This is a genomic window from Pseudomonas sp. Sample_14 (assembly GCF_004307515.1).
Taxonomy (GTDB): Bacteria; Pseudomonadota; Gammaproteobacteria; order Pseudomonadales; family Pseudomonadaceae; genus Aquipseudomonas; species Aquipseudomonas atacamensis.
This window is the reverse complement of record NZ_RCOC01000063.1, coordinates 60,376-85,213: the sequence shown is the minus strand read 5'-3', so window position 1 is coordinate 85,213 and position 24,838 is coordinate 60,376. Positions and strand designations below refer to the sequence as shown.

General features: G+C 61.4%; 22 protein-coding genes. 15 read left to right on the top strand and 7 right to left on the bottom strand.

The features are described 5' to 3' along the window. The first annotated feature begins 2 nt into the window (after positions 1-2). Complete coding sequence (locus D8U61_RS14680) at positions 3-773, top strand: electron transfer flavoprotein subunit beta (RefSeq protein WP_130927176.1); 771 nt, start codon at positions 3-5, stop codon at positions 771-773. Between the two features lie 928 nt (positions 774-1,701). Here the strand turns inward: D8U61_RS14680 and gbcA are convergent. Continuing rightward, on the bottom strand, positions 1,702-2,997 hold the full coding sequence (gene gbcA, locus D8U61_RS14675) for a glycine-betaine demethylase subunit GbcA (protein ID WP_130927175.1): 1,296 nt from the start codon (positions 2,995-2,997) through the stop codon (positions 1,702-1,704). Positions 2,998-3,293: 296 nt separating this feature from the next. Here gbcA and gbcB point away from each other — a divergent pair, with 296 nt between their 5' ends. Then, positions 3,294-4,394, top strand: coding sequence for a glycine-betaine demethylase subunit GbcB (gene gbcB / locus D8U61_RS14665; protein ID WP_016772824.1), 1,101 nt, complete (start codon positions 3,294-3,296; stop codon positions 4,392-4,394). Between the two features lie 63 nt (positions 4,395-4,457). On the opposite strand, the gene D8U61_RS14660 is transcribed toward gbcB, so the two are convergent. Both D8U61_RS14660 and D8U61_RS14655 read right to left on the bottom strand, forming a co-directional pair. Further along, on the bottom strand, positions 4,458-4,991 hold the full coding sequence (locus D8U61_RS14660; protein WP_130927174.1) for a transposase: 534 nt from the start codon (positions 4,989-4,991) through the stop codon (positions 4,458-4,460). A 311-nt stretch (positions 4,992-5,302) separates the two neighbouring features. Continuing rightward, complete coding sequence (locus D8U61_RS14655; RefSeq protein WP_016772826.1) at positions 5,303-6,343, bottom strand: low specificity L-threonine aldolase; 1,041 nt, start codon at positions 6,341-6,343, stop codon at positions 5,303-5,305. Positions 6,344-6,469: 126 nt separating this feature from the next. Here D8U61_RS14655 and D8U61_RS14650 point away from each other — a divergent pair, with 126 nt between their 5' ends. The 9 genes from D8U61_RS14650 (at position 6,470) to D8U61_RS14605 (ending at position 17,197) form a co-directional block, all read left to right on the top strand. Next, on the top strand, positions 6,470-7,180 hold the full coding sequence (locus D8U61_RS14650; protein ID WP_125925477.1) for a TraX family protein: 711 nt from the start codon (positions 6,470-6,472) through the stop codon (positions 7,178-7,180). A gap of 250 nt (positions 7,181-7,430) precedes the next feature. Continuing rightward, entirely contained in the window at positions 7,431-8,684 is a 1,254-nt protein-coding gene (gene glyA, locus D8U61_RS14645) for a serine hydroxymethyltransferase (RefSeq protein ID WP_130927173.1), read from the top strand. Positions 8,685-8,705: 21 nt separating this feature from the next. Then, complete coding sequence (locus tag D8U61_RS14640) at positions 8,706-9,956, top strand: sarcosine oxidase subunit beta (protein ID WP_016772829.1); 1,251 nt, start codon at positions 8,706-8,708, stop codon at positions 9,954-9,956. Between the two features lie 14 nt (positions 9,957-9,970). Then, positions 9,971-10,300, top strand: a complete 330-nt coding sequence (locus D8U61_RS14635; protein WP_016772830.1) for a sarcosine oxidase subunit delta — start codon at positions 9,971-9,973, stop codon at positions 10,298-10,300. Continuing rightward, a complete protein-coding gene (locus tag D8U61_RS14630; RefSeq protein ID WP_130927172.1) occupies positions 10,297-13,314 on the top strand; it encodes a sarcosine oxidase subunit alpha in 3,018 nt (1,005 codons plus the stop codon). Before D8U61_RS14635 ends, D8U61_RS14630 begins: the two co-directional genes overlap by 4 nt. 142 nt (positions 13,315-13,456) lie before the next feature. Continuing rightward, on the top strand, positions 13,457-14,089 hold the full coding sequence (gene soxG, locus D8U61_RS14625; RefSeq protein ID WP_016772832.1) for a sarcosine oxidase subunit gamma family protein: 633 nt from the start codon (positions 13,457-13,459) through the stop codon (positions 14,087-14,089). Between the two features lie 189 nt (positions 14,090-14,278). Beyond that, entirely contained in the window at positions 14,279-15,136 is an 858-nt protein-coding gene (gene purU / locus D8U61_RS14615) for a formyltetrahydrofolate deformylase (RefSeq protein ID WP_039757644.1), read from the top strand. A 118-nt stretch (positions 15,137-15,254) separates the two neighbouring features. Further along, complete coding sequence (gene fdhA / locus D8U61_RS14610; RefSeq protein WP_016772834.1) at positions 15,255-16,454, top strand: formaldehyde dehydrogenase, glutathione-independent; 1,200 nt, start codon at positions 15,255-15,257, stop codon at positions 16,452-16,454. A gap of 185 nt (positions 16,455-16,639) precedes the next feature. Next, positions 16,640-17,197 (top strand): DUF2780 domain-containing protein, encoded by a 558-nt coding sequence (locus D8U61_RS14605; protein WP_130902421.1) that lies wholly within the window; start codon positions 16,640-16,642, stop codon positions 17,195-17,197. A 1-nt stretch (position 17,198) separates the two neighbouring features. Here the strand turns inward: D8U61_RS14605 and D8U61_RS14600 are convergent, their stop codons facing one another. Next, positions 17,199-18,086: an acyltransferase gene (locus tag D8U61_RS14600; RefSeq protein ID WP_130927171.1), complete on the bottom strand. Its 888-nt coding sequence runs from the start codon at positions 18,084-18,086 to the stop codon at positions 17,199-17,201. A 258-nt stretch (positions 18,087-18,344) separates the two neighbouring features. Here D8U61_RS14600 and D8U61_RS14590 point away from each other — a divergent pair, with 258 nt between their 5' ends. The 4 genes from D8U61_RS14590 (at position 18,345) to creD (ending at position 22,518) form a co-directional block, all read left to right on the top strand. Further along, on the top strand, positions 18,345-18,851 hold the full coding sequence (locus tag D8U61_RS14590) for an ATP-dependent zinc protease (protein ID WP_016772839.1): 507 nt from the start codon (positions 18,345-18,347) through the stop codon (positions 18,849-18,851). A 69-nt stretch (positions 18,852-18,920) separates the two neighbouring features. Then, positions 18,921-19,601, top strand: a complete 681-nt coding sequence (creB, locus tag D8U61_RS14585) for a two-component system response regulator CreB (RefSeq protein WP_024014583.1) — start codon at positions 18,921-18,923, stop codon at positions 19,599-19,601. After that, positions 19,601-21,019 (top strand): two-component system sensor histidine kinase CreC, encoded by a 1,419-nt coding sequence (gene creC / locus D8U61_RS14580; RefSeq protein WP_130888270.1) that lies wholly within the window; start codon positions 19,601-19,603, stop codon positions 21,017-21,019. The genes creB and creC overlap by 1 nt, the downstream gene beginning before the upstream one ends. A gap of 131 nt (positions 21,020-21,150) precedes the next feature. Then, positions 21,151-22,518, top strand: a complete 1,368-nt coding sequence (gene creD, locus D8U61_RS14575; RefSeq protein WP_130927170.1) for a cell envelope integrity protein CreD — start codon at positions 21,151-21,153, stop codon at positions 22,516-22,518. A 181-nt stretch (positions 22,519-22,699) separates the two neighbouring features. On the opposite strand, the gene D8U61_RS14565 is transcribed toward creD, so the two are convergent. The 3 genes from D8U61_RS14565 to D8U61_RS14555 form a co-directional block, all read right to left on the bottom strand. Continuing rightward, positions 22,700-23,329 carry a glutathione S-transferase gene (locus tag D8U61_RS14565; protein WP_051600799.1) on the bottom strand — a complete coding sequence of 210 codons (630 nt, stop codon included), beginning with the start codon at positions 23,327-23,329 and terminating at the stop codon, positions 22,700-22,702. Positions 23,330-23,492: 163 nt separating this feature from the next. Next, positions 23,493-23,672, bottom strand: coding sequence for a hypothetical protein (locus tag D8U61_RS14560; RefSeq protein WP_016772844.1), 180 nt, complete (start codon positions 23,670-23,672; stop codon positions 23,493-23,495). After that, positions 23,669-24,799: a PepSY-associated TM helix domain-containing protein gene (locus D8U61_RS14555; protein WP_016772845.1), complete on the bottom strand. Its 1,131-nt coding sequence runs from the start codon at positions 24,797-24,799 to the stop codon at positions 23,669-23,671. The genes D8U61_RS14560 and D8U61_RS14555 overlap by 4 nt, the downstream gene beginning before the upstream one ends. Between the last annotated feature and the right edge of the window lie 39 nt (positions 24,800-24,838).

Genomic DNA, 24,838 nt, shown 5'->3' with positions numbered 1-24,838 from the left:
CTATGAACACGAACGTTATCAGTCTGGTTTCAATCGGCGCTCACCCGACCTCGGGTCGGCCACGGCGCGCCGATCAGGATGCGCGCGCGGTGGAACTGGGCCTGCAACTGGCTGGGGATAACCTGCAAGTGCTGCACGCCGGTGATGTAGCCGAACCGGCCCTGCGTGCCTATCTGGGCATGGGCCTGGAACAGCTGCATGTGCTGGAACAACCCGCTGGCGCCGACGCCTTGCCGGCGCTGACCGCGTACCTGCGCGATGCCGGAGCGCAAGTGGTGCTGACCGGCAGCCAGGCGGAAACCGGCGAAGGTTCGGGGATGTTGCCGTTCCTGCTGGCCGAAGGTCTGGGCTGGCCGCTGGTGGTGGGCCTGGCGCAGGTCGAATCGATCAATGATGGTTCAGCGCTGGTCCTGCAAGCGTTGCCGCGCGGCCAGCGACGCCGCTTGAAGGTCAAACTGCCGTTTCTGGCCACTGTGGATAACGCCGCGCCGAAGCCTCGGCAGAGCGCGTATGGCCCGGCACGACGGGGCGAATTGGCCGCCGATGACGTTGAAGTGGTGGAGGACCAATTGATGGCCGTCGCCACACTGCAGCCGGCCAAGCCACGGCCCAAGCGCTTGAAGGTGATCAAGGCGAAGAGCGGCGCCGACCGGATGAAGGCCGCGACGGCCAAGGCCAGTGGCGGCGGCGGGCAGGTGCTCAAAGGCGTCACCGCACAGGCTGGGGCGGAGGCGATTCTGAAGCTGCTGATTGAAGAGGGCGTTGTCCGCTGAAAAGCCCCTCACCCTAGCCCTCTCCCAGAGGGAGAGGGGACCTACCGCGGCGAATTGGCCAAGTACACCGACCTGCGACATGGCGGTGGCCTTGGTCTGGCCAAGCCTGAGATCAATACAATGTTTCAGGTCGATGTAACCTCACCAGTCGACGCGGTCGGCCCCCTCTCCCTTTGGGAGAGGGTTGGGGTGAGGGGAAGCGGCTTACCCACATTCTCTGTTGGCGAAGCTGTGGATAACGTGTTCGCCCTTCCGCGCACCCCACGCCATTCAAGCCTTCCAGCCATAAGATCAAAAAACGATCAGCGTAACTCTCGGATTTGTGAGGCTTTTCCCTCGGTATAAATCGAGAACTTGCCCCCAATCTCTGTTGGCGCTTCTGTGGATAAGATGTTCGCTATCAGCTGTAGGCCATATGGAACAAGGCTTACGGAAGGTTGATCATTTCCTGATCAAATGAGCTATCCAAGCAAAGAAAGCGTCCCGCAAGAGCACTTTTCCCCGTCCGCACGGTTTTTTCCACAGGCCAGCCAAAGTTACCCCCGATCTCTGTTGGCGCTTCTGTGGGTAACGTGTTTGCTACCTGCTAGAGGCCTTTAAATACTAGGTCTACAGCGATTCGATCAAAAAACAACCAATCGTTTTCAGAAACCATGCTTATGGATAAGTCACGGTTTTTCTTTGCAAATCAGCAGGATAATTTTCAAGTCATCCACAGTTACCCCCATTTGCTGTGGGCGGGTCTGTGGATAACTTGTTTGCGGAAGGCTGGAGGGCTTGGTGGGTATGGGGGCGGGGGTGGTTGATCGGAAATTGATCAATCAGACTTGTGATGTAGGTCAGGACGCCTTCGCGAGCAGGCTCGCTCCCACAGGGGAATGCATTCCACCTGTAGAAGCTGCCGCAGGCTGCGATCTTTTGCTCCTGATCAGCCCTGAACCGGTACGCCTTTTAGGTAAGGCGCAGGCTCTGCCCCGAGGTTGTTCAACATCCGCTCGCTGTACCAGTCGACGAAGTTGACCACGCCGAATTCATAGGTCTTGGAATAAGGCCCCGGTTGGTAAGCGGTGGAGTTGATCCCGCGCTGGTTTTCCTCAGCCAGACGCCGATCCTGATCGTTGGTCGCGTCCCACACCTGGCGCATGCGCTCGACGTCGTAATCGACACCTTCCACCGCATCCTTGTGCACCAGCCACTTGGTGGTGACCATGGTTTCCTGAGCGCTGATCGGCCACACGGTGAAGACGATGATGTGATCGCCCATGCAGTGGTTCCACGAGTGCGGCAGGTGCAGGATGCGCATCGAGCCCAGGTCCGGGTTCTTGATGCGGCCCATCAGTTTCGCGCAGCCTTGCTTGCCGTCGAGGGTCATCGATACGGTGCCCTTGAGCAGCGGCATGCGCACGATACGGTTGCGCAAGCCGAAACTGGCGTGAGCGTAAGGGATCTTTTCCGCTTCCCAGGCAGCGGCGGAGGCGGCGACGTGATCCTTGAACGCCTGATCGGCGCGCGGATCGGTGACGTCGTCCCACTCCAGCAGGGTTTTCAACAGTTCCGGGTGCGATGCGTTGCAGTGGTAGCACTCGCGGTTGTTTTCCAGCACCAGTTTCCAGTTGGCTTTCTCCATCAAGGTGGTGGTAATCGCCACCTTGGTGTTCTCCATGTCGTACGGTTCCATGTAATGGTTGAGCGTCGACAGGAAGTCATCGATGGCCGGCGGGTTCTCTGCCAGGCTGATGAAGATGTAGCCGCCAGCGGTTTCCACGTTCACCGGTTTCAGGGCGTACTGCTTCATGTCGAAGTCGGCGCCCATCTCGGTGCCGGCGAACAGCAGGCGACCGTCCAGTTCGTAAGTCCACTGGTGGTAATGGCAGACCAGTTTGGCGACTTTGCCTTTTTCACTGGTGCACAGGCGCGAGCCACGGTGGCGGCAAACGTTGTGGAACGCGTGCACCACGCCCTCGGCGCCACGAATGACGATGATCGGGTTCTTGCCGACCTGCAGGGTCAGGTAGTTGCCCTTGGCCGGGATCTCGCAGGTCATGCCGGCGATCAACCATTCCTTCTGGAAGATCTCCTGCATATCGATATCGAACAGGCGCTCGTCGCTGTAGAACGGCTGTGGCAGCGAAAAAGTGCGCTCGCGCTCCTGGAGCATTTGTGCGGTGGCCTTGCGTGCGGGTTCCAGCGGATCGCCCAGGCTGATTTTTGCGGTGACGTCCATCGATGTAATCCTCATGGCCCTCTGCGTGGCCGGCGAAAGTGGCTGATCAGGTGTGCTGCAAAACGGTTGCTACGCAAGGTGTAAAGAAGTCGTCTTGTGTTGGGGCGAGTGTGGGGCCGGCGCTGGGGGGAACCTTATCCATGCGCGACATGGCGCAATCTGTTCCCGACGCGCAAGCCCCGGTGTTCAAGGGCTGGTCGCGATAAGTATGTCAATGTCGCGGATAGGTAAACGCGCGGTCTGCGCTATACGCAGAATCGCCGACAAGAGGCCGACAGTCGGCCGTGGAGAACAGCATGTCCAACAGCTTCCTGAATCCGGTCACCACCCAGACCTGGGCCAATGGCCGACACATTGTCCGTTGCGTCAAAGTCATCCAGGAAACCTGGGATGTGCGCACCTTCTGCTTTATGGCCGACCAGCCGATCCTGTTCTTCTTCAAGCCGGGGCAGTTCGTCACGCTGGAGCTGGAAATCGAAGGCCAGCCGATCATGCGCTCGTACACGATTTCCAGCTCGCCGTCGGTGCCGTACAGCTTTTCGGTGACGATCAAACGCGTGCCGGGCGGCAAGGTCTCGAACTGGTTGCACGACACTTTGCATGAAGGTCAGGAGCTGGCGGTGCACGGCCCGGTCGGGCTGTTCAACGCGATCGACTTCCCGAGCCCGAAGGTTCTGTATTTGAGCGGCGGCGTCGGCATCACCCCGTGCATGTCGATGGCGCGCTGGTTCTACGACACCAACGCCAACGTCGACATGACCTTCGTGCACAGCGCGCGCTCGCCGAAAGACATCATTTACCACCGCGAGCTTGAGCACATGGCGTCGCGGATCGACAACTTCAGCCTGCACCTGATCTGCGAAAAGCACGGCCTCGGTGAGCCATGGGCCGGTTATCGCGGTTACCTGAACCACAAGATGCTCGAACTGATGGTTCCGGACTTCCTCGAACGCGAAGTGTTCTGCTGCGGCCCGACGCCATACATGACTGCGGTCAAACGCCTGCTGGAAGCGGCCGGCTACGACATGTCGCGCTACCACGAAGAATCCTTCGGCGCCACGCCACCCGAGGCCCGCGCCGACGCGGTGGAACAGGCCGAACAAGCCGCCGATGCGCCGGAAATCGACGCCGCGGATCTGCACCAGGTGGAATTCACCGCGTCCGGCAAGAGCATCCGCGTCGGCCCGGGCGAAACCGTCCACGCGGCAGCCGCCAAACTCGGCCTGATGATCCCGAAAGCCTGCGGCATGGGCATTTGCGGGACATGCAAGGTGATGAAACTGGGCGGCGAAGTGGAGATGGAGCACAACGGCGGGATTACCGAGGATGACGAGGCCGAAGGGTTTATCCTGTCGTGCTGCAGCGTGCCGAAGGGGGATGTGCGGATTGAGTTCTGAGGCTTTTATGATCGTTCCCACGCTCCGCGTGGGAATGCCGCCCGGGACGCTCCGCGTCCCATTTCAATACCAGCGCTGAATCTCGATCATACCCTCGATTCCCGCGTAGTCCCTGGCACTCGAATAACGCCAATGCTCCGGTAAATCCACATATCCGCGTTTCACCGGGTTGTTGTGGATGTATTCAAGTTTCTGGCGCATCACCGATTCGCTGTAGACCATCTCTGCGTGTGCACCTTCTTGCCATAGCTGATAAACCCGATCCTGTTTGTGCGCACGCTTGCTGAAGCGCAGGCGCTGCAAGGCTTTGTCGGCGCCTTTGGTTTGCAAGTCGTTGATGATCTGCCGCGCGGTAAAGGATTTGAACTGGCTGAGGCATTTGCTCAGATCGGATGCTTGGGCGACGAAGTGCAGGTGGTTTTCCAGAATCACGTAGCCGTATAGCTTCAAGTCATGATGAGCCTGTTGATATCGCCAGCAGTTGAGCAGGTGCTCAACGATGTACGGGCGAATGAATAACGGCAACCACTCCATTACGGTGCAGGTCAGGAAATGCGGTTTGTCGCTTTCGGTAATCGTATAGCGGTTGCGGCCCATGGGATTCGATCCTTGAATCTTGCGGTGCGAATGAGATGGAACGCGGAGCGTCCCGGGATGCGTTACCACGCAGAGCGTGGGAACGATCAGGGTGAGGCCGGAGTAGGGAACGTGCTAGAAGAGACGTCTGCAACTACAGTGGGAAAAGTCATTCCCGACCTAAGATCGTTCCCACGCTCTGCGTGGGAATGCAGCCACTGACGCTCTGCGTCATAGCGGTCTTGACCTTGTCGATAATGGTGAGGCTGGAACGCGGAGCGTCCCGGGAGACATTCCTTTGCTGCGCGTGGGAACGATCAATGCGGTGGGAATCAGGCCGACATGACCTCGCGAATATCGCGCGCCAGTTCGCGCACGCGCTCTTCTTCGGTGTCCCAGGAGCACATGAAACGTGCGCCGCCCTTGCCGATGAAGGTGTAAAAGCGCCAGTTCTTTGCAGTCAATGCAGCGATGGCCGGCTCGGACAGTTGCAGGAACACGCCGTTGGCCTGCACCGGGAACATCAGTTCGACGCCGGGAATGTCGCTGACCAGTTCTGCCAGCAGTTGCGCGCAGTGGTTGGCGTGGCGGGCGTATTTGAGCCAAGCGTCGTTTTCCAGAATGCCGACCCACGGTGCCGACAAAAAGCGCATTTTCGACGCCAGTTGCCCGGCCTGCTTGCAGCGGTAGTCGAAGTCTTCGGCCAGTTTGTGGTTGAAGAACAGGATCGCTTCACCCACCGCCATGCCGTTTTTCGTGCCGCCGAAGCACAGCACGTCGACGCCGGCTTTCCAGGTCAGGTCGGCGGGCGAGCAGCCGAGGAATGCGCAGGCGTTGGAGAACCGCGCGCCGTCCATGTGCAGGTGCAGGCCCAGTTCCTTGCAGGTTGCGCTGATGGCGCGGACTTCTTCCGGGGTGTAGACGCTGCCGACTTCGGTGGCCTGGGTCAGGGTCACCACGCGCGGTTTCGGGTAGTGGATGTCCTGACGCTTGAGTGCGACTTCGCGGATCGATTGCGGGGTGATCTTGCCGTTTTCAGTGCCGGCGATCAGCAGCTTCGAGCCGTTGGAGAAGAATTCCGGAGCGCCGCATTCGTCGGTTTCGACGTGGGCGGTTTCCGAGCAGATCACGCTGTGGTAACTCTGGCACAGCGACGACAGGGCCAGCGAGTTGGCGGCGGTGCCGTTGAAGGCGAAGAACACTTCGCAGTCGGTTTCGAACAGTTTGCGGAAATGATCCGCCGCGCGGGCGGTCCATTCATCGTCGCCGTAAGCGCGCTGGTGGCCGTGGTTGGCCTGTTCCATGGCAGCCCAGGCTTCCGGGCAGATCCCGGAATAGTTGTCGCTGGCGAATTGTTGGCTCTTGTCGGTCATGGCCGGCTTCCGTAATCGAGACTCTTGTGAAGGCTCGTGGTCAATGAGGATGCGCACTTTACCGAAGATCTTCCGGGGAGCACATGCGATGTCGGGTGGGGAAAATTACCAGTTTATGGGCCGATTATGCACCTGAGCCAACGCGACGGCGCCCTGGATCTGCTCAAATGGCTGGCGTTGCTGAGCATGTTGCTCGATCACCTGCGATATGTCGGCTTCTCCGCCGATTGGTTGTATGTGCCGGGTCGCCTAGCGTTTCCATGGTTTTGCCTGGCGATGGCGGCGAATCTGGCACGAGACGGTTCGCGCAAAATGGAATGGCGCTATCTGGGCTGGCTGTTGCTGTTCAGTGCAATCAGCGAAATCCCTTATCGCTTTTATATCCCCGACCCTGACACGTTCAACGTGATGCCGACGCTGGCGCTGGGCTTGCTGGTGGCGCGCGGCTGGCAGGACTCAGCGTCGGTGCCACGGTTGCTCGCGCTGGCCGCGCTAGTGGTTGCGGCGGTTTTTTCAGAACGACTGATGTTCGGTTTCTTCGGCGTATTGTTGCCATTGGCGATGCTGCTGGTGTTCCGCCGACCCCGGTATTTCAGCCTGTTGCCGGGGCTGGTGTGTCTGGGGGCGAACCAATGGCAGGTGCTGCTCGAATCGGCGCGTTTCGGCAACAGCGTGGCGATTCTCGGCCTGGCGACATGTCTGTTTGCGCCGATGCTCGGAATGTTCTTGTTGCGACATGGGCGACATCTCCAGCCTCCACCGATGCGGCGCTGGGCGTATGCGCTGTATCCCGCGCATTTCCTCCTGCTGCTACTTATCCGCCAGCTCGCCGCTTAACCCTGTGGGAGCTGGCTTGCCAGCGATAGCGGTGGTTCAGCCACCATCCATGCCAGATGTGCCGCCGCCATCGCTGGCAAGCCAGCTCCCACAAGGTCATTTCCAGCCATGTCGTAAACGCACCTTTGCGTGGCGTCCGCAGGCATTTGAGCTGTCTGTGCCGGTCATACCATCGCATCAAAGGGCACTGCCATCATTGCCAGTGCCTTACCGAGACGAATGGCGCACAGATGCCGCTGGGAGAGACGCGATGTTCAGCAAGCAAGACCAGATCCAGGGTTACGACGATGCACTGCTGGCGGCGATGAATGCCGAGGAGCAACGTCAGGAAGATCACATCGAGCTGATCGCGTCGGAGAACTACACCAGCAAGCGCGTCATGCAGGCGCAAGGCAGCGGCCTGACCAACAAATACGCCGAGGGCTATCCGGGCAAGCGCTACTACGGCGGCTGCGAGCATGTGGATAAAGTCGAAGCGCTGGCCATCGAACGCGCCAAGCAACTGTTTGGCGCCGACTATGCCAACGTCCAGCCGCACTCCGGCTCCTCGGCCAACAGCGCCGTGTATCTGGCGCTGATCCAGCCGGGTGACACCATCCTCGGCATGAGCCTGGCCCACGGCGGTCACCTGACCCACGGCGCGAAAGTGTCGTCCTCGGGCAAGCTCTACAACGCTGTGCAGTACGGCATCAACACCGACACCGGGCTGATCGACTACGTCGAAGTCGAGCGTCTGGCCGTCGAGTGCAAACCGAAAATGATCGTTGCCGGTTTCTCTGCTTACTCGAAAACTCTGGACTTCCCGCGCTTCCGTCAGATCGCCGACAAGGTCGGCGCGCTGCTGTTCGTCGACATGGCCCACGTCGCCGGTCTGGTCGCTGCTGGCCTGTATCCGAACCCGCTGCCGTACGCCGACGTGGTCACCACCACCACGCACAAGACCCTGCGCGGTCCGCGTGGTGGGTTGATCCTGGCCAAGTCCAACGAAGAGATCGAGAAGAAGCTCAACGCCGCCGTTTTCCCCGGCGCCCAGGGCGGCCCGCTGATGCACGTCATCGCCGGTAAAGCGGTGTGCTTCAAGGAAGCGCTGGAGCCTGGCTTCAAGGCTTATCAGCAGCAAGTGATCGACAACGCCCAGGCGATGGCCAGCGTGTTCATCAAGCGTGGCTACGATGTGGTCTCCGGCGGCACCGACAACCATCTGTTCCTGGTCAGCCTGATCCGTCAGGGCCTGACCGGCAAGGACGCCGACGCCGCGCTGGGCCGTGCCCACATCACGGTGAACAAGAATGCCGTGCCGAACGATCCGCAGTCGCCGTTCGTGACCTCGGGCCTGCGCATCGGCACCCCCGCGGTGACCACACGCGGCTTCAAGGTCAGCCAATGCGAAACCCTCGCCGGCTGGATCTGCGACATCCTCGACAACCTCGGCGACGCCGATGTCGAGGCCAATGTCGCCCAGCAGGTCTCGGCCCTGTGCGCAGACTTCCCGGTTTATCGCTGAGTCGGTTTTGGAGTAATGACTATGCAACGCTATTCCGGCTTCGGCCTGTTCAAACACTCGCTCAGCCACCACGAAAACTGGCAGCGCATGTGGCGCACGCCCACCCCGAAAAAAGTCTACGACGTGGTCATCGTCGGCGGCGGCGGGCACGGCCTGGCGACGGCCTACTATCTGGCCAAGGAGCACGGCATTACCAATGTCGCCGTGGTCGAGAAAGGCTGGCTCGGCGGCGGTAACACCGCGCGCAACACCACCATCGTGCGTTCCAACTACCTGTGGGACGAGTCGGCGCACCTCTACGAACACGCGATGAAATTGTGGGAAGGCCTGTCGCAGGATCTCAACTACAACGTGATGTTCTCCCAGCGTGGCGTCTACAACCTGTGCCACACCCTGCAGGACATCCGTGATTCCGAGCGTCGGGTCAGCGCCAACCGCCTCAACGGCGTCGACGGCGAACTGCTCGACGCCAAGCAGGTTGCGGACGAGATTCCGTACCTGGACTGCTCGAAAAACACCCGCTACCCGATCATGGGCGCCACCGTGCAGCGTCGCGGCGGCGTCGCCCGTCACGATGCCGTGGCGTGGGGCTTCGCCCGTGCCGCCGATGCCTTGGGCGTGGACCTGATCCAGCAGACCGAAGTGATCGGTTTCCGCAAGGAAAATGGCGTGTGCATCGGCGTTGAAACCAACAAGGGTTTCATCGGCGCCAAACGCGTCGGCGTGGTGACGGCCGGTAACTCCGGGCACATGGCCAAGCTTGCCGGTTTCCGCCTGCCGATCGAATCCCACCCGCTGCAAGCGCTGGTGTCCGAGCCGATCAAACCGATTATCGACAGTGTGATCATGTCCAACGCCGTACACGGTTACATCAGCCAGTCCGACAAGGGCGACCTGGTGATCGGCGCCGGTATCGACGGCTACAACGGCTACGGCCAGCGTGGTTCGTACCCGGTGATCGAACACACCATCCAGGCCATCGTCGAGATGTTCCCGGTGTTGTCCCGCGTACGCATGAACCGCCAGTGGGGCGGCATCGTCGACACCACTCCGGATGCCTGCCCGATCATTTCCAAGACGCCGGTACCGAACATGTTCTTCAACTGCGGTTGGGGCACCGGTGGCTTCAAGGCCACACCCGGCTCGGGCAACGTGTTTGCCGCGAGTCTGGCCAAGGGTGAAATGCACCCATTGGCTGCACCTTTCTCCATCGACCGTTTCCACAACGGTGCGTTGATCGATGAACACGGCGCTGCTGCGGTTGCCCACTAACAGGAGAAATCCCCATGTTGCATATCTTCTGTCCTCACTGCGGCGAACTGCGCTCTGAAGAGGAATTCCACGCATCCGGTCAGGCGCATATCCCGCGTCCGCTGGATCCGAACGCCTGCACCGATGAAGAGTGGGGCGACTACATGTTCTTCCGCGATAACCCGCGCGGTCTGCACCACGAGTTGTGGGACCACGTTGCCGGTTGCCGCCAGTACTTCAACGTCACTCGCGATACCGTGACCTACGAGATTCTCGAGAGCTACAAGATCGGCGAGAAGCCGCAATTCACCGACAAGGCTGGCACTGCAAAAACAGCCACGACGGCGCTGGGAGAGAAGGTATGAGCCAGACCAATCGCCTGTCCAACGGTGGACGGATCGACCGCAACAAAGTGCTGAGCTTCACCTTCAACGGCCAGACCTACAAAGGCTATGAAGGCGACTCGCTGGCCGCTGCCCTGATCGCCAACGGCGTCGACATCATCGGCCGCAGCTTCAAGTATTCGCGCCCTCGCGGCATCTTCGCGGCTGGTTCCGAAGAGCCGAACGCTGTGCTGCAGATCGGTGCCACCGAAGCCACGCAGATTCCCAACGTGCGCGCCACGCAACAGGCGTTGTATCAGGGCCTGGTCGCCACCAGCACCAATGGCTGGCCGAGCGTCAACAACGACATGATGGGGATTCTCGGCAAGGTCGGCGGCAAGCTGATGCCGCCGGGTTTCTACTACAAAACCTTCATGTACCCGCAATCGTTCTGGATGACTTACGAGAAGTACATCCGCAAGGCTGCCGGCCTCGGCCGTTCGCCGACCGAGAACGATCCGGACACCTACGACTACATGAACCAGCACTGCGACGTGCTGATCGTCGGTGCCGGCCCGGCCGGTCTCGCCGCAGCCCTGGCCGCTGCGCGCAGCGGTGCCCGCGTGATTCTGGCCGATGAGCAGGAAGAGTTCGGCGGCAGCCTGCTCGACTCGCGCGAAAGCCTCGACGGCAAACCGGCGATGGAATGGGTTGCCAGCGTCATCGCTGAATTGAAGAACACCCCGGACGTGCTGCTGTTGCCGCGCGCCACGGTCAACGGTTACCACGACCACAACTTCCTGACCATTCACGAACGCCTCACCGATCACCTCGGTGACCGCGCGCCGATCGGACAGGTGCGTCAGCGCATCCACCGTGTCCGCGCCAAGCGCGTGGTGCTGGCGACAGGCGCCCACGAGCGTCCACTGGTCTACGGCAACAACGATGTGCCGGGCAACATGCTCGCCGGTGCGGTGTCGACCTACGTGCGTCGTTATGGCGTAGCGCCAGGCAAGAAACTGGTGCTGTCGACCAACAACGATCACGCCTATCGCGTCGCTCTGGATTGGCTCGATGCCAGTCTGCAAGTGGTGGCGATCGCTGACGCCCGCAGCAATCCGCGCGGTGCATTGGTCGAAGAAGCGCGCGCCAAAGGCATTCGCATCCTCACCGGCAGCGCCGTCATCGAGGTGCGTGGCAGCAAGCGAGTGACCGCTGCACGCGTCGCCGCGATTGACGTAAAGGCCCACGCCGTAACCAGTCCGGGCGAGTGGCTCGATTGCGATCTGGTGGCCAGCTCCGGCGGTTACAGCCCGGTGGTTCACCTGGCTTCGCACCTCGGTGGCAAACCGGTCTGGCGTGAAGACATTCTCGGTTTCGTACCGGGCGAAGCACCGCAGAAGCGCGTGTGCGTCGGTGGCGTCAATGGCGTCTACGCGCTCGGCGATTCGCTGGCCGACGGTTTTGAAGGTGGCGTGCGCGCTGCCGCCGAAGCCGGTTTCCAGACTGTCGAAGGCGTGTTGCCGAAAGCCCTGAGCCGTCTCGAAGAGCCGACCCTGGCGCTGTTCCAGGTGCCGCACGAGAAGAACTCGGCGCGAGCACCGAAGCAGTTCGTCGACTTCCAGAACGACGTCACCGCCGGTGGCATCGAACTGGCGACCCGCGAAGGTTTCGAGTCGGTCGAGCACGTCAAACGCTACACCGCGCTGGGCTTCGGCACCGATCAGGGCAAGCTCGGCAACGTCAACGGTCTGGCCATTGCCGCCCGTTCGCTGAACGTGACCATCCCGCAGATGGGCACCACCATGTTCCGTCCGAACTACACGCCGGTGACCTTCGGCGCCGTGGCCGGTCGGCATTGCGGGCACATCTTCGAACCGGTGCGCTACACCGCGCTGCATGCCTGGCATGTGAAGAACGGCGCCGAGTTTGAAGACGTCGGCCAGTGGAAACGTCCCTGGTACTTCCCGAAAAACGGCGAAGACCTGCACGCGGCGGTGAAGCGCGAATGCAAAGCCGTGCGCGACAGCGTTGGCCTGCTCGATGCCTCGACCCTCGGCAAGATCGACATCCAAGGCCCAGATGCCCGCGAGTTCCTCAACCGCGTGTACACCAACGCCTGGACCAAGCTCGACGTGGGCAAGGCTCGCTACGGTCTGATGTGCAAGGAAGACGGCATGGTCTTCGACGACGGTGTGACCGCGTGTCTGGCCGACAACCATTTCGTCATGACCACCACCACCGGCGGCGCCGCGCGCGTACTGCAGTGGCTGGAGCTGTACCACCAGACCGAATGGCCGGAACTGAAGGTGTACTTCACGTCGGTCACCGACCACTGGGCGACGATGACCCTGTCCGGGCCGAACAGCCGCAAGCTGCTCAGCGCCGTGACTGACATCGATCTGAGCAACGAAGCGTTCCCGTTCATGACCTGGAAAGAAGGTCTGGTCGGCGATGTGCCGGCGCGGGTGTTCCGTATCTCGTTCACCGGTGAGCTGTCGTACGAAGTCAACGTGCAGGCCGATTATGCGATGGGCGTGCTGGAGAAAATCGTCGAGGCCGGCAAGCAGTACAACCTGACGCCGTACGGCACCGAAACCATGCACGTGCTGCGTGCCGAGAAGGGCTTCATCATCGTCGGCCAGGACACCGACGGCTCGATGACCCCGGATGACCTGAACATGGGCTGGTGTGTCGGTCGCACCAAACCGTTCTCGTGGATCGGCCAGCGCGGCATGAACCGTGAAGATTGCGTGAAAGATCAGCGCAAACAATTGGTGGGTCTCAAGCCGATCGATCCGACCAAATGGCTGCCGGAAGGCGCGCAACTGGTGTTCAACACCAAGCAGGCGATCCCGATGACCATGGTCGGCCACGTGACCTCCAGCTACGCGCACAACTCCCTCGGTTATTCGTTTGCCATGGGTGTGGTCAAGGGCGGTCTCAAGCGCATGGGCGAGCGGGTGTTCGCACCGCTGGCCGATGGCAGCGTGATCGAGGCGGAAATCGTGTCTTCGGTGTTCTTCGATCCGAAGGGTGAGCGGCAGAACATCTGACAACCTCGGGAGCGGTGGGCGGGCGGCTATTCGCGAGCAGGCTCGCTCCCACATTCGATCGCGTTCCCCTGTGGGAGCGAGCCTGCTCGCGAAGGCGGCGGCACAGCTACCACAGGAACCAACAGAATTCAGAAGGTGCTTTATGACCACAGCCAATGTTTACCAGCAACGCCCGACCACCGGCGCCCGTGCCGAGTCGTCGCTGCACCATGCCGACCTCGCCAGCCTGGTCGGCAAGGGCCGCAAGAATGCCGGCGTGATCGTGCGGGAAAAGAAACTCCTCGGCCACCTGACTATTCGTGGCGATGGCCACGATGCAGCCTTCGCGGCCGGTGTGCACAAAGCGTTGGGCATTGAATTGCCCGGCGCGCTGAGCGTGATCGTCAAAGGCGAAACCAGCCTGCAATGGATGGGCCCGGACGAGTGGCTGCTGATCGTGCCAAGCGGCGAAGAATTCGCCGCCGAGCAGAAACTGCGTGAAGCGCTGGGCGATCTGCACATTGCCATCGTCAACGTCAGCGGCGGCCAGCAGATCCTCGAGCTGAGCGGGCCGAACGTGCGTCAGGTGCTGATGAAATCCACCAGCTATGACGTGCACCCGAACAACTTCCCGGTCGGTAAAGCGGTGGGCACGGTGTTCGCCAAGTCGCAGCTGATGATTCGCCATACCGCCGAAGACACCTGGGAACTGCTGATCCGTCGCAGCTTCTCGGATTACTGGTGGTTGTGGTTGCAGGATGCTTCGGCCGAGTACGGCCTCAGCGTTCAGGCCTGAAAGATCAAAAGCTACCCCCTCACCCCAGCCCTCTCCCCCAAGGGGGAGAGGGGAAAGGGAGCAGATAGATGATCGTTCCCACGCTCCGCGTGGGAATGCATCCCGGGACGCTCCGCGTCCCAAGAGCGGACGCAGAGCGTCCATGGCGGCATTCCCACGCAGAGCGTAGGAACGATCAGAGGAAAAAATATGAGCCGCGCCCCAGACACATGGATTCTGACCGCCGACTGCCCCAGCGTCCTCGGCACGGTGGACGCGGTCACGCGTTTTCTGTTCGAGCAGGGCTGTTATGTCACCGAGCACCACTCGTTCGATGACCGCCTCTCCGGGCGTTTCTTCATTCGCGTGGAATTCCGTCAGCCCGACGGCTTCGACGAGCAATCCTTCCGCGCAGGTCTGGCCGAGCGCGGACAGGCGTTCGGCATGCTCTTCGAGCTGACCGCGCCGAACTACCGGCCGAAAGTGGTGATCATGGTCTCCAAGGCCGATCACTGCCTCAACGACTTGCTCTATCGCCAGCGCATCGGCCAGTTGTCGATGGACGTGGCGGCGGTGGTGTCCAACCATCCGGATCTCAAGCCGTTGGCCGACTGGCACCAGATTCCCTACTACCATTTCCCTCTCGACCCCAACGACAAACCGGCGCAGGAGCGTCAGGTCTGGCAGGTGATCGAAGAGGCCGGCGCCGAACTGGTGATCCTTGCCCGCTACATGCAGGTGCTGTCGCCGGAGCTGTGCCGCAAGCTCGACGGCAAGGCGATCAACATTCATCACTCCCTGCTGCCGGGCTTCAAGGGCGCCAAGCCGTATCACCAAGCCTACAACAAGGGCGTGAAACTGGTGGGCGCGACGGCGCATTACATCAACAACGATCTCGATGAAGGGCCGATCATCGCCCAGGGCGTCGAGGCGGTGGATCACAGTCATTACCCCGAGGACCTGATTGCCAAGGGCCGGGATATCGAAGGCCTGACCTTGGCGCGGGCGGTCGGGTATCACATCGAAAGAAGGGTGTTCCTGAACGCCAACAGAACTGTCGTTCTTTAGCGCAAGCTCCAAGCTACAAGCCGCAAGAACAAGCGGTCAGCACACTTCTTGCGGCTTGTAGCTTGCCGCTTGAAGCTCAATCAACTCTCTACCCAACAACAAATATAGAGGTGATGGCATGTCTGGCAATCGTGGTGTGGTGTATCTCGGCGCTGGCAAGGTCGAAGTACAGAAAATCGACTATCCGAAAATGCAGGACCCGCGTGGTCGCAAGATCGAGCACGGGGTCATTCTCAAAGTGGTTTCCACCAACATCTGCGGCTCCGACCAGCACATGGTGCGCGGCCGAACCACGGCGCAGACCGGTCTGGTGCTGGGTCACGAAATCACCGGCGAGGTGATCGAAAAGGGCTCTGACGTCGAAAACCTGAAGATCGGCGATCTGGTCTCCGTACCGTTCAACGTAGCTTGTGGGCGCTGCCGTTCCTGCAAAGAGCAACACACCGGCGTCTGCCTGACCGTCAACCCGGCCCGTGCCGGCGGCGCATACGGTTATGTCGACATGGGCGACTGGACCGGTGGCCAGGCCGAATACGTGCTGGTGCCGTACGCCGACTTCAACCTGCTGAAACTGCCGGATCGCGACAAGGCCATGGAGAAAATCCGCGACCTGACCTGCCTCTCCGACATCCTCCCGACCGGTTACCACGGCGCCGTCACTGCCGGCGTTGGCCCGGGGAGCTCCGTGTACATCGCTGGCGCCGGTCCGGTCGGCCTCGCCGCTGCCGCTTCCGCACGTTTGCTCGGTGCGGCGGTGGTGATCGTCGGCGACGTCAACACCATCCGCCTGGCTCACGCCAAGGCACAGGGTTTTGAGGTCGTCGACCTGTCCAAGGACACCCCGCTGCACGAACAGATCGCCGCGCTGCTGGGCGAGCCGGAAGTCGACTGTGCGGTGGACTGCGTCGGTTTCGAAGCACGCGGCCACGGCCACGACGGCGTCAAGGCCGAAGCCCCGGCCACGGTGCTCAACTCACTGATGGGCGTGGTGCGCGTTGCCGGCAAGATCGGTATTCCGGGCCTTTACGTCACCGAAGATCCGGGCGCCGTCGACGCTGCCGCGAAAATGGGCAGCCTGAGCATCCGCTTCGGCCTGGGCTGGGCCAAATCCCACAGCTTCCACACCGGCCAGACGCCAGTGATGAAGTACAACCGCCAGTTGATGCAGGCGATCATGTGGGACCGCATCAACATTGCCGAAGTGGTCGGCGTGCAAGTGATCAGCCTCGATCAGGCGCCGGAAGGTTACGGCGAGTTCGATGCGGGTGTGCCGAAGAAGTTTGTGATTGATCCGCATAAGTTGTTCAGTGCGGCGTAAGGTTTTACCGCAACGCAAAACGGCGACCTCAGGGTCGCCGTTTTTATTGCCGCATTTTCACATTTTCTCGACGGACCGTGGCTGAGAATGGATCTGCAACCCGGAACATGCCGCCCGATACCCGGTCAAACCGGCAGTTTCGTCGCCGTTGTCCGGTGGCAGCTTTTCCCCAAGAGGATGTCTGAATGAAGATTTCACGCGGTTTTGCCCTGGCATCGCTCCTGACTCTGGCCGCCGGGCCGGTGTTTGCCGGTTTCAGTTTGAACGACGTGGCCGGTGCGGTAGCGGGGATGCAGGGTGGTGACAAGGCGGCTGCTTCGGCGCCGACCTCGGAGACCGCTGGTTTGTTGAGTGCTCTGAGTGCACTGGACGTCACGCCGGAGCAGGCCGTTGGCGGTACCAGTGCGATGCTCGGGCTGGCGAAGAATCAGTTGAGCAGCACCGACTATTCGCAACTGGCCAAGGAAGTGCCGGGTATCGACAAGTTGTCCGGTGGCAGCGGCAATCTGGCGGCGCTCGGGGCTTTGCTCGGTTCGTCCGGCAAGTCCGCAGGCCTTGAGAATGCACTGGGCAATGTCAAAGACAGCAACGACCTCAACAACGCGTTCAGCGCGCTGGGCATGGACAGCGGCATGATCGGCCAGTTTGCCCCGGTGCTGCTGCAATACCTCGGTCAGCAGGGCGTCGGCGGTTCGCTGTTGAGCAGCCTGGGCAGCATCTGGGGTGTCGGCACGGGCACCTGAGTCAGCGGCGCTCGTTGCGCAGCTCGACGATGCGCTGATCCTTCTCGGTCCAGAGCTGGTTGACCCAGTTCTGGACGTGTTGGCGAAAGGCCGGATCTTTCTCGTAATCGCCCTGCCACAGCGCCGGGTCGAGTTCGCGGGTCCTGATGTCGATGATCACTCGCGGCACGTTGCCGCTGATCAGATCCCAGAAGCCCGGGATTTTTTCCTGCGGATACACCACCGTCACATCGAGCATCGCGTCGAGCTGTTCGCCCATCGCCGCCAGCACGAACGCCACGCCGCCGGCCTTGGGTTTGAGCAAGTGGTTGAACGGTGATTCCTGCTGGGTGCTTTTCGCCAGGGTATAGCGCGTGCCTTCCAGATAATTCACCACCGTCACCGGTTGGCGCTTGAACAGCTCGCACGCCGCTTTGGTGATTTCCAGATCCTTGCCCGCCAGCTCGGGGTTCTTTGCCAGAAAGGCTTTGGTGTAGCGCTTCATGAACGGGTAATCCAGCGCCCACCACGCCAAGCCCAGGAACGGCACCCAGATCAGCTCTTTCTTCAGGAAGAACTTGAAGAACGGCGTGCGTCGGTTGAGGGTCTGGATCAGTGCTGGAATGTCGACCCACGATTGATGGTTGCTGACCACCAGATAGGACGTGTCGCGGCGCAGATCGTCGCCGCCGCGAATGTCCCACTGCGTCGGGATGCACAGCCGGAAGATCAGCTTGTCGATCTCGGCCCAGGTCTCGGCAATCCACATCACCGCCCCCGATGCGTAATCCCGCCAGCGCCCGGGTGCAACCAGCTTGAGCAGGGCGAACACCATCAACGGCCCGATCAGGATCAGGGTGTTGAGCAACAGCAGCAGGGTGACGAAACAGCCGGTGAGCAGGCGGCGCATAAGCAACTCTATGAAGTGGCAGGGGCGAGCCATGATAAGCAGCTTCGCGCAGCAGGCCAAATCGGCGCTGACGAATGTTTCACTTCAGTCCCGTTAACCTGATCGTTCCCACGCTCTGCGTGGTAACGCCGCCCGGGACGCTCCGCGTCCCCTGTGACGCAGAGCGTCACTGGATGCATTCCCACGCAGAGCGTGGGAACGATCAACCGCGCGACGGTCTAAAGTGCCGTTGCCCAACCTCCCAAGGAAGCCCCTTACGTGAAATCCCTCCTTGCTCTGTTTGCCCTCGTTGCGCTGCCGGTCATGGCCGCCGAGCCGACGCTGTACGGTCGCTACGAATACATCGCGCTGCCGGAAATCGGTGGCGAAGTGCTCAAGGCCAAGATGGACACCGGCGCGCTGACCGCCTCGCTGTCGGCAAAGGACATCGAGACCTTCACCCGTGATGGCGAAGACTGGGTGCGTTTCCGCCTCGCCACCAAGGACGCCAGCAACAAGGTTTTCGAGCACAAGGTCGCGCGCATCAGCAAGATCAAAAGCCGTTCCGACGAGGACGATGAAGAGCGCGACAGCAGCGATGTCGCCAAGCGCCCCGTGGTCGATCTGGAACTGTGCCTGGGCAACGTCAAGCGCACCGTCGAGGTCAACCTGACCGACCGCAGCCATTTCAACTACCCGCTGCTGATCGGCGCCAAGGCCTTGCGTGAGTTCGGCGCGGCGGTCAACCCGGCGCGGCGTTACACCGCCGACAAGCCTGACTGCTAAGTGGTCTGATTGACGTAACCCCGGGCTTGGGGCACCGTTCGCGCACTAACTGCCACGGGCTCGGACGCCATGCCGCACATCCTGATTGTCGAAGACGAAGCGGCGATTGCCGACACATTGATTTTTGCCTTGCAGGGCGAGGGGTTCAGCACCACGTGGCTGAACCTCGGCGCGGCGGCGCTGGAGCATCAGCGACAAACCCCGGCCGACCTGATCATTCTCGATATCGGTTTGCCGGACATCAGTGGCTTCGAAACCTGCAAGCAGTTGCGACGCTTCACGGAAGTGCCGGTGCTGTTTCTCAGCGCCCGCGACGCCGAGATCGACCGCGTGGTGGGTCTGGAGATCGGTGCCGACGATTACGTGGTCAAGCCGTTCAGCCCGCGTGAAGTGGCGGCGCGGGTCAAAGCCATCCTCAAGCGCATGGCGCCGCGCGCAACCCTGGAAGCAGGCTCAACGCTGTTTCGCATCGATGCTGAACGCGTGCAGATCAGCTATCGCGGCCAGCCGCTGAGCCTGACCCGCCATGAATTCCGCTTGTTGCAATGCCTGCTCGAACAACCTGAGCGGGTGTTCAGCCGCGAGCAATTGCTCGATGCGCTGGGCGTAGCGGCAGACGCCGGTTACGAACGCAGCATCGACAGCCACATCAAAAGCCTGCGCGCCAAGTTGCGCCTGGTGCGCGCCGAGGCCGAGCCGATCCAGACCCATCGCGGCCTCGGTTACAGCTACAGCCCGGGGCACAGCTGATGTCGCTGGGGCTGCGAATCTTTCTGGTGTATGTGCTGTTTGTCGGCCTGACCGGTTATTTCGTCCTCAACACGGTGATGGAAGAAATCCGCCCCGGCGTGCGTCAGTCCACCGAAGAGACGCTGGTGGACACCGCCAACCTGATGGCAGAAATCCTGCGCGACGATTTCAAGGCCGGCACCCTCAGCGAGAACCGCTGGCCGCAATTGCTCCGTGCCTATGGCGAGCGTCAGCCGCAAGCGACCATCTGGGGCTTGCCGAAAAACCAGGTAAACCACCGCATCTACGTCACCGACGCCAAGGGCATCGTCGTGCTCGACTCCAGCGGCGTCGCAGTCGGCCAGGATTATTCGCGCTGGAACGACGTCTACCTGACCCTGCGCGGCGAGTACGGCGCGCGCTCCAGCCGTAGCGATCCTGACGATCCGAGCTCTTCAGTGATGCACGTCGGCGCGCCGATCCGCGACAACGGCAAGATCATCGGCGTGGTCACCGTGGCCAAGCCCAACAGTTCGCTGCAACCCTACGTCGATCGCACCGAGCGGCGCTTGCTGTTTTACGGCGCCGGACTGATCGGCCTCGGCCTGCTGTTCGGTGCTTTGCTCTCATGGTGGCTGAGCCGCGCGCTGCACCGTTTGACCGGTTATGCCCAAGCGGTGAGCGAAGGCCGGCGCGTGGAAGTGCCGCATTATCGCGGCGGCGAACTGGAGCAACTGGCGACTGCGGTGGAGCAGATGCGCACGCAGCTCGAAGGCAAGGCCTACGTCGAGCGCTACGTGCACACCCTGACCCATGAATTGAAAAGTCCGCTGGCGGCGATCCGGGGCGCAGCGGAGCTGCTGCAAAGTGATATGCCGGCCGTCCAGCGTTTGCGCTTTGTCAGCAACATCGACAGCGAAAGCGCGCGGATGCAGCAGTTGATCGAGCGCCTGCTCAACCTGGCGCAAGTCGAACAACGCCAAGGGCTGGAAGAACGGGTGGCAGTGCCGCTGGCGCCGTTGGTCGCAGAACTGCTCAAGGCGCAGGCCGCGCGAATCGAGGGCAGACAACTGCGTGTCGAGCAATTGATCGGCGAGGATCTGCTGTTGATTGGCGAGCCGTTTCTGCTGCGCCAGGCGTTGGGCAATCTGCTGGAAAACGCACTCGATTTCACCCCGACGTCGGGGCTGTTGCGCTTGAGCGCCGAGCGGGTTGGCGAGCTGATCGAGTTCCGCCTGTTCAACCAGACCGCGCCGATTCCCGATTACGCCTTGCCGCGTTTGACCGAACGCTTCTACTCGTTGCCGCGCCCGGACAGCGGACGTAAGAGCACCGGGCTGGGGCTGAACTTCGTTGAAGAAGTGGTCAAGTTGCATGGCGGGGTGATGCGCATTGGCAATGTCGAGGGCGGGGTTGAAGTGGTATTGCGCTTGCCGTGAGACCCCGTTGCTGCCTTCGCGAGCAGGCTCGCTCCCACAGGGAATGCATTCTCCACACAATCTCCATATTCCCCCCACACTGCCACCACACCGCATCAGCAGACTCCTCCCATCCAAACAGGGAGAGTCCCATGAACAAGAATCTGACCATCAAACTCGGCGCGATCGCCTTGCTGATCCTGCTGTTGCTGATCCCCTTGCTGATGATCGACGGCATCATCGATGAGCGTCAGCAACTGCGCGACGGTGTGCTCGAAGACATCGCGCGCAGCTCCAGTTACAGCCAGCAACTGACCGGGCCGGTGATGGTGGTGCCGTATCGCAAGGTGGTGCGCACCTGGAAAACCAACGAGAAAACCAACAAGCGCTACGAAGAAGTCAGCGAAGCGCGCGGGCGTCTGTACTTTCTGCCGGAGCGTTTCGAACTCGACGGCCAGGTGCAGACCGAGCTGCGCAAACGCGGCATTTACGAGGCGCGACTGTTTCACGCCGATAACCGTATCGACGGGCATTTTTCCCTGCCGGCGCAGTTGGGCATCAAGGAAAATTTTGCCGATTACCAATTCGACGCGCCGTTCCTTGCCGTCGGTATCAGCGATATTCGCGGTATCGAAAACGCGCTGAAACTCGAGCTCGCCGGCCAGCAACTGGATTTCGTGCCCGGCAGCGAAGTGGCCTGGATCGGCGAGGGCGTGCACGTCACCCTGCCGGCGCTCGACGCCAGCAAAGCCACGCAACTGACCTTCGGTTTCGACCTGCGCCTGCAAGGCACCGGCTCGCTGCGTGTGGTGCCGGTGGGCAAGACCAGCAGTGTCAGCCTCGCCGCCAACTGGCCGCACCCCAGCTTCGTCGGCAACTTCCTGCCGGCCAAGCGCGAGATCAACGATCAGGGTTTCAGCGCCGACTGGCAGACCTCGTTTTTCTCCACCAACCTGCAAGAGGCGATGGAGCGCTGCGTCGCTGGCGACTGTGATGCACTCAACGGGCGCAGCTTCGGCGTCAGCTTCATCGATCCGGTGGATCAGTACCTGAAGAGCGATCGGGCGATCAAATACGCGCTGCTGTTCATCGTCTTGACCTTCGCCGGTTTCTTCCTCTTCGAAGTGCTGAAAAGCCTGGCGGTGCACCCGGTGCAATATGCCCTGGTCGGTGTTGCGCTGGCCTTCTTTTACCTGCTGCTGTTGTCGCTGTCGGAACACATCGGTTTTGCGCTGGCGTATCTGTTGTCGGCCAGTGGCTGCGTGTTGTTGATCGGTTTCTATGTCAGCCACGTCCTGCGCAGCGCGCGGCACGGCTTGAGTTTTTCGGCCGGGCTGGCGGCGCTGTATGGCTTGCTGTACGGCTTGCTCAGTGCCGAGGACTACGCGCTGTTGATGGGCTCGCTGATGCTGTTCGGTCTGCTCGGGGTGTTCATGGTGCTGACGCGCAAACTGGACTGGTACGGGATTGGTTTGAAGCCGGCCAGGCCGCTGGAGTTTGACGTGGAGGCGATGCAATGAGCGGGTGGCTTGGGTTACGCGAGGAACAGCGGGAAGCGGAGGTTTTGGTGACGCTGCTTATTGCGTCACTACCTCCGAAACCGAGTTGGTGCATTCGCGAGCAAGCTCGCTCCCACATTGGAATGTGGTCAACTGTGGGAGCGAGCCTGCTCGCGAAGAGGCCGGAACAGGCAGCCCAGATCTAAGGCTTGGGCATCGTCGCCACCATGGACGGTCGCTGACTCACCTCGAAATACCAGTTGGCCAGTTGCGGATTGGCTGCACGCCAGTCCATGTCCGGGAAGCGCAGATCCAGATAGCCCAGCGCGCAGGCCACGCTGATCGCCGCGACATCGAAGTGGCTGGTCAGCTCGGCAATCGCTTCGCTCTCCAGCACGGCGAGGGCGCGGCGGATCTTGTCGCGCTGAGCGTCCAGCCATTCATCCCAGTGTTTTTCCACCGGGCGCAGGACGGTTTCATAACGCACCATCACCGAGGCATCCATGATCCCGTCAGCCATCGACGCCAGGGTCAGGCGCCGCCAGCGCGCCGCACCTTCACGGGGGATCAGCGGATTGCCGACGTGCTGCTGGTCGAGGTACTCAAGGATGACGCGGCTGTCATGGATGACATTGCCATCGGCCAGGCGCAGGGCGGGGATCTTGCTCAACGGGTTGTCGGCGATCAGCTCCGGGTTCGGGCTGACCGGGCTGAGCACACAGTCCTGCAGCGCGACACGATCCTGCTGACCGGTTTCGTGCAGCAGCACCATGACCTTGCGGACGAAGGGCGACAGGGTGTTGTGGTACAGGGTCATGCTGGGGGCGGACATGGGCAAGGTCTCGATCAGGACAATGATCGGGCAGCATAGCCTGCTCGCGTCCGGCGCAGAACCCATGTGGGAGCGAGCCTGCTCGCGAAGGCGTCGTGACAGTCGACTTTGATGTTGAGGGTCCGGGCGCTTTCGCGAGCAGGCTCGCTCCCCCAAGGGATTCTCAGCTTCGCGGCAGAAAACCTCTTATCGCCAGAAATGCCGGCACACCAAGCCCGACCCAGCTCAACGCATCCCAGATTCCATCCCCCAGCAACGCCGCAAACAGCCCCGCCGCACTGAGCAGGGCGATCACGATCGGTGTGCTGAAAACCTTCCAGAAACTCGACTGACGCGGCTTCATGCCGAGGCCTCCGCCGGTTCCAGAACAGGCTTGGCCGCCTTGCGCCGCACTACCCAAAGATAAACGCCACTGGCCAACACGATGATCGTCAGCACATCCAGCGTCGCCCAGAGAATCTTCATCGGCATGCCGCCGTAGTCACCAAAGTGCAGCGGCTGCGACATGCCCATGGCGTCCATGTACCACGGCCGTTCGGCCACGGCGGTGACTTGCAGCGTCGTGGCGTCGATCAGCACCGGCGTCAGCAGGTGCGAGGTCAGGTGCGTGCCGCCCTTCATGAACACCGAATAATGGTGCTCGCTGGAAAAACGGGTGCCGGGGAAGGCGATGAAATCCGGTTTCATCCCCGGTGCGACTTCCTCGGCGATGTCGAGCAGCCGCGTAGCCGGGGCCAGTTGGGTCAACGGCGGCGCATCGCGATACGGCGCGATCAGCGTGGTCAACGCGTCGTTGCGCCAGGCGGCGATGAGCAGGTCGGCGCAGGCGCTGATCACTCCGGTCACGCCCACCACCAGGCACCAGGTCAAAGTGACGACGCCGATCAAATTGTGCAGGTCGAGCCAGCGCAGTCTTGTCGATTTGTCCTGGCGCACGGTGCCGAATTTCAAGCGGCGCATGAACGGCAGGTACAGCACCGTGCCGGACACGATCGCCACGACAAACAACAGACCCATGAACGCCAGCAGCAGCTTGCCCGGCAGCCCGGCGAACATGTCGACGTGCAGGCGCAGGATGAACAGCATCAAGCCACCGTTGGCCGAAGGGGTTTCCAGCGCTTCGCCAGTGCGCGCATCGAGCATGAAGGTGTGCGAAGAGTTCGGCTCGGTGTCGGCCGTCCTGGCCATGATCGCGAACGCCGCGTTCGGCTCTTCGTCGTCATAACCGAAGTACTGCATGACTTCGCCCGGGCGATGTTTCTGCGCGGCATCTACCAGTTGCTGCAGATCGAGTTGCGGCGTGTCGGCCGGCATCTCGCGCAGCTCCGGGGCGTTGCCCAGCGCGTGATCAATCTCGTGGCTGAAAATCAGCGGCAGACCGGTCAGCGCCAGCATCAGCAGAAACACCGTGCAGATCAGGCTGGTCCAGGTGTGGATGAACGACCAGCGGCGGATGGTTTTACTTTTCATTGCATGACCTTCAAAAACACCAAAGCCGTCCGGTACGGA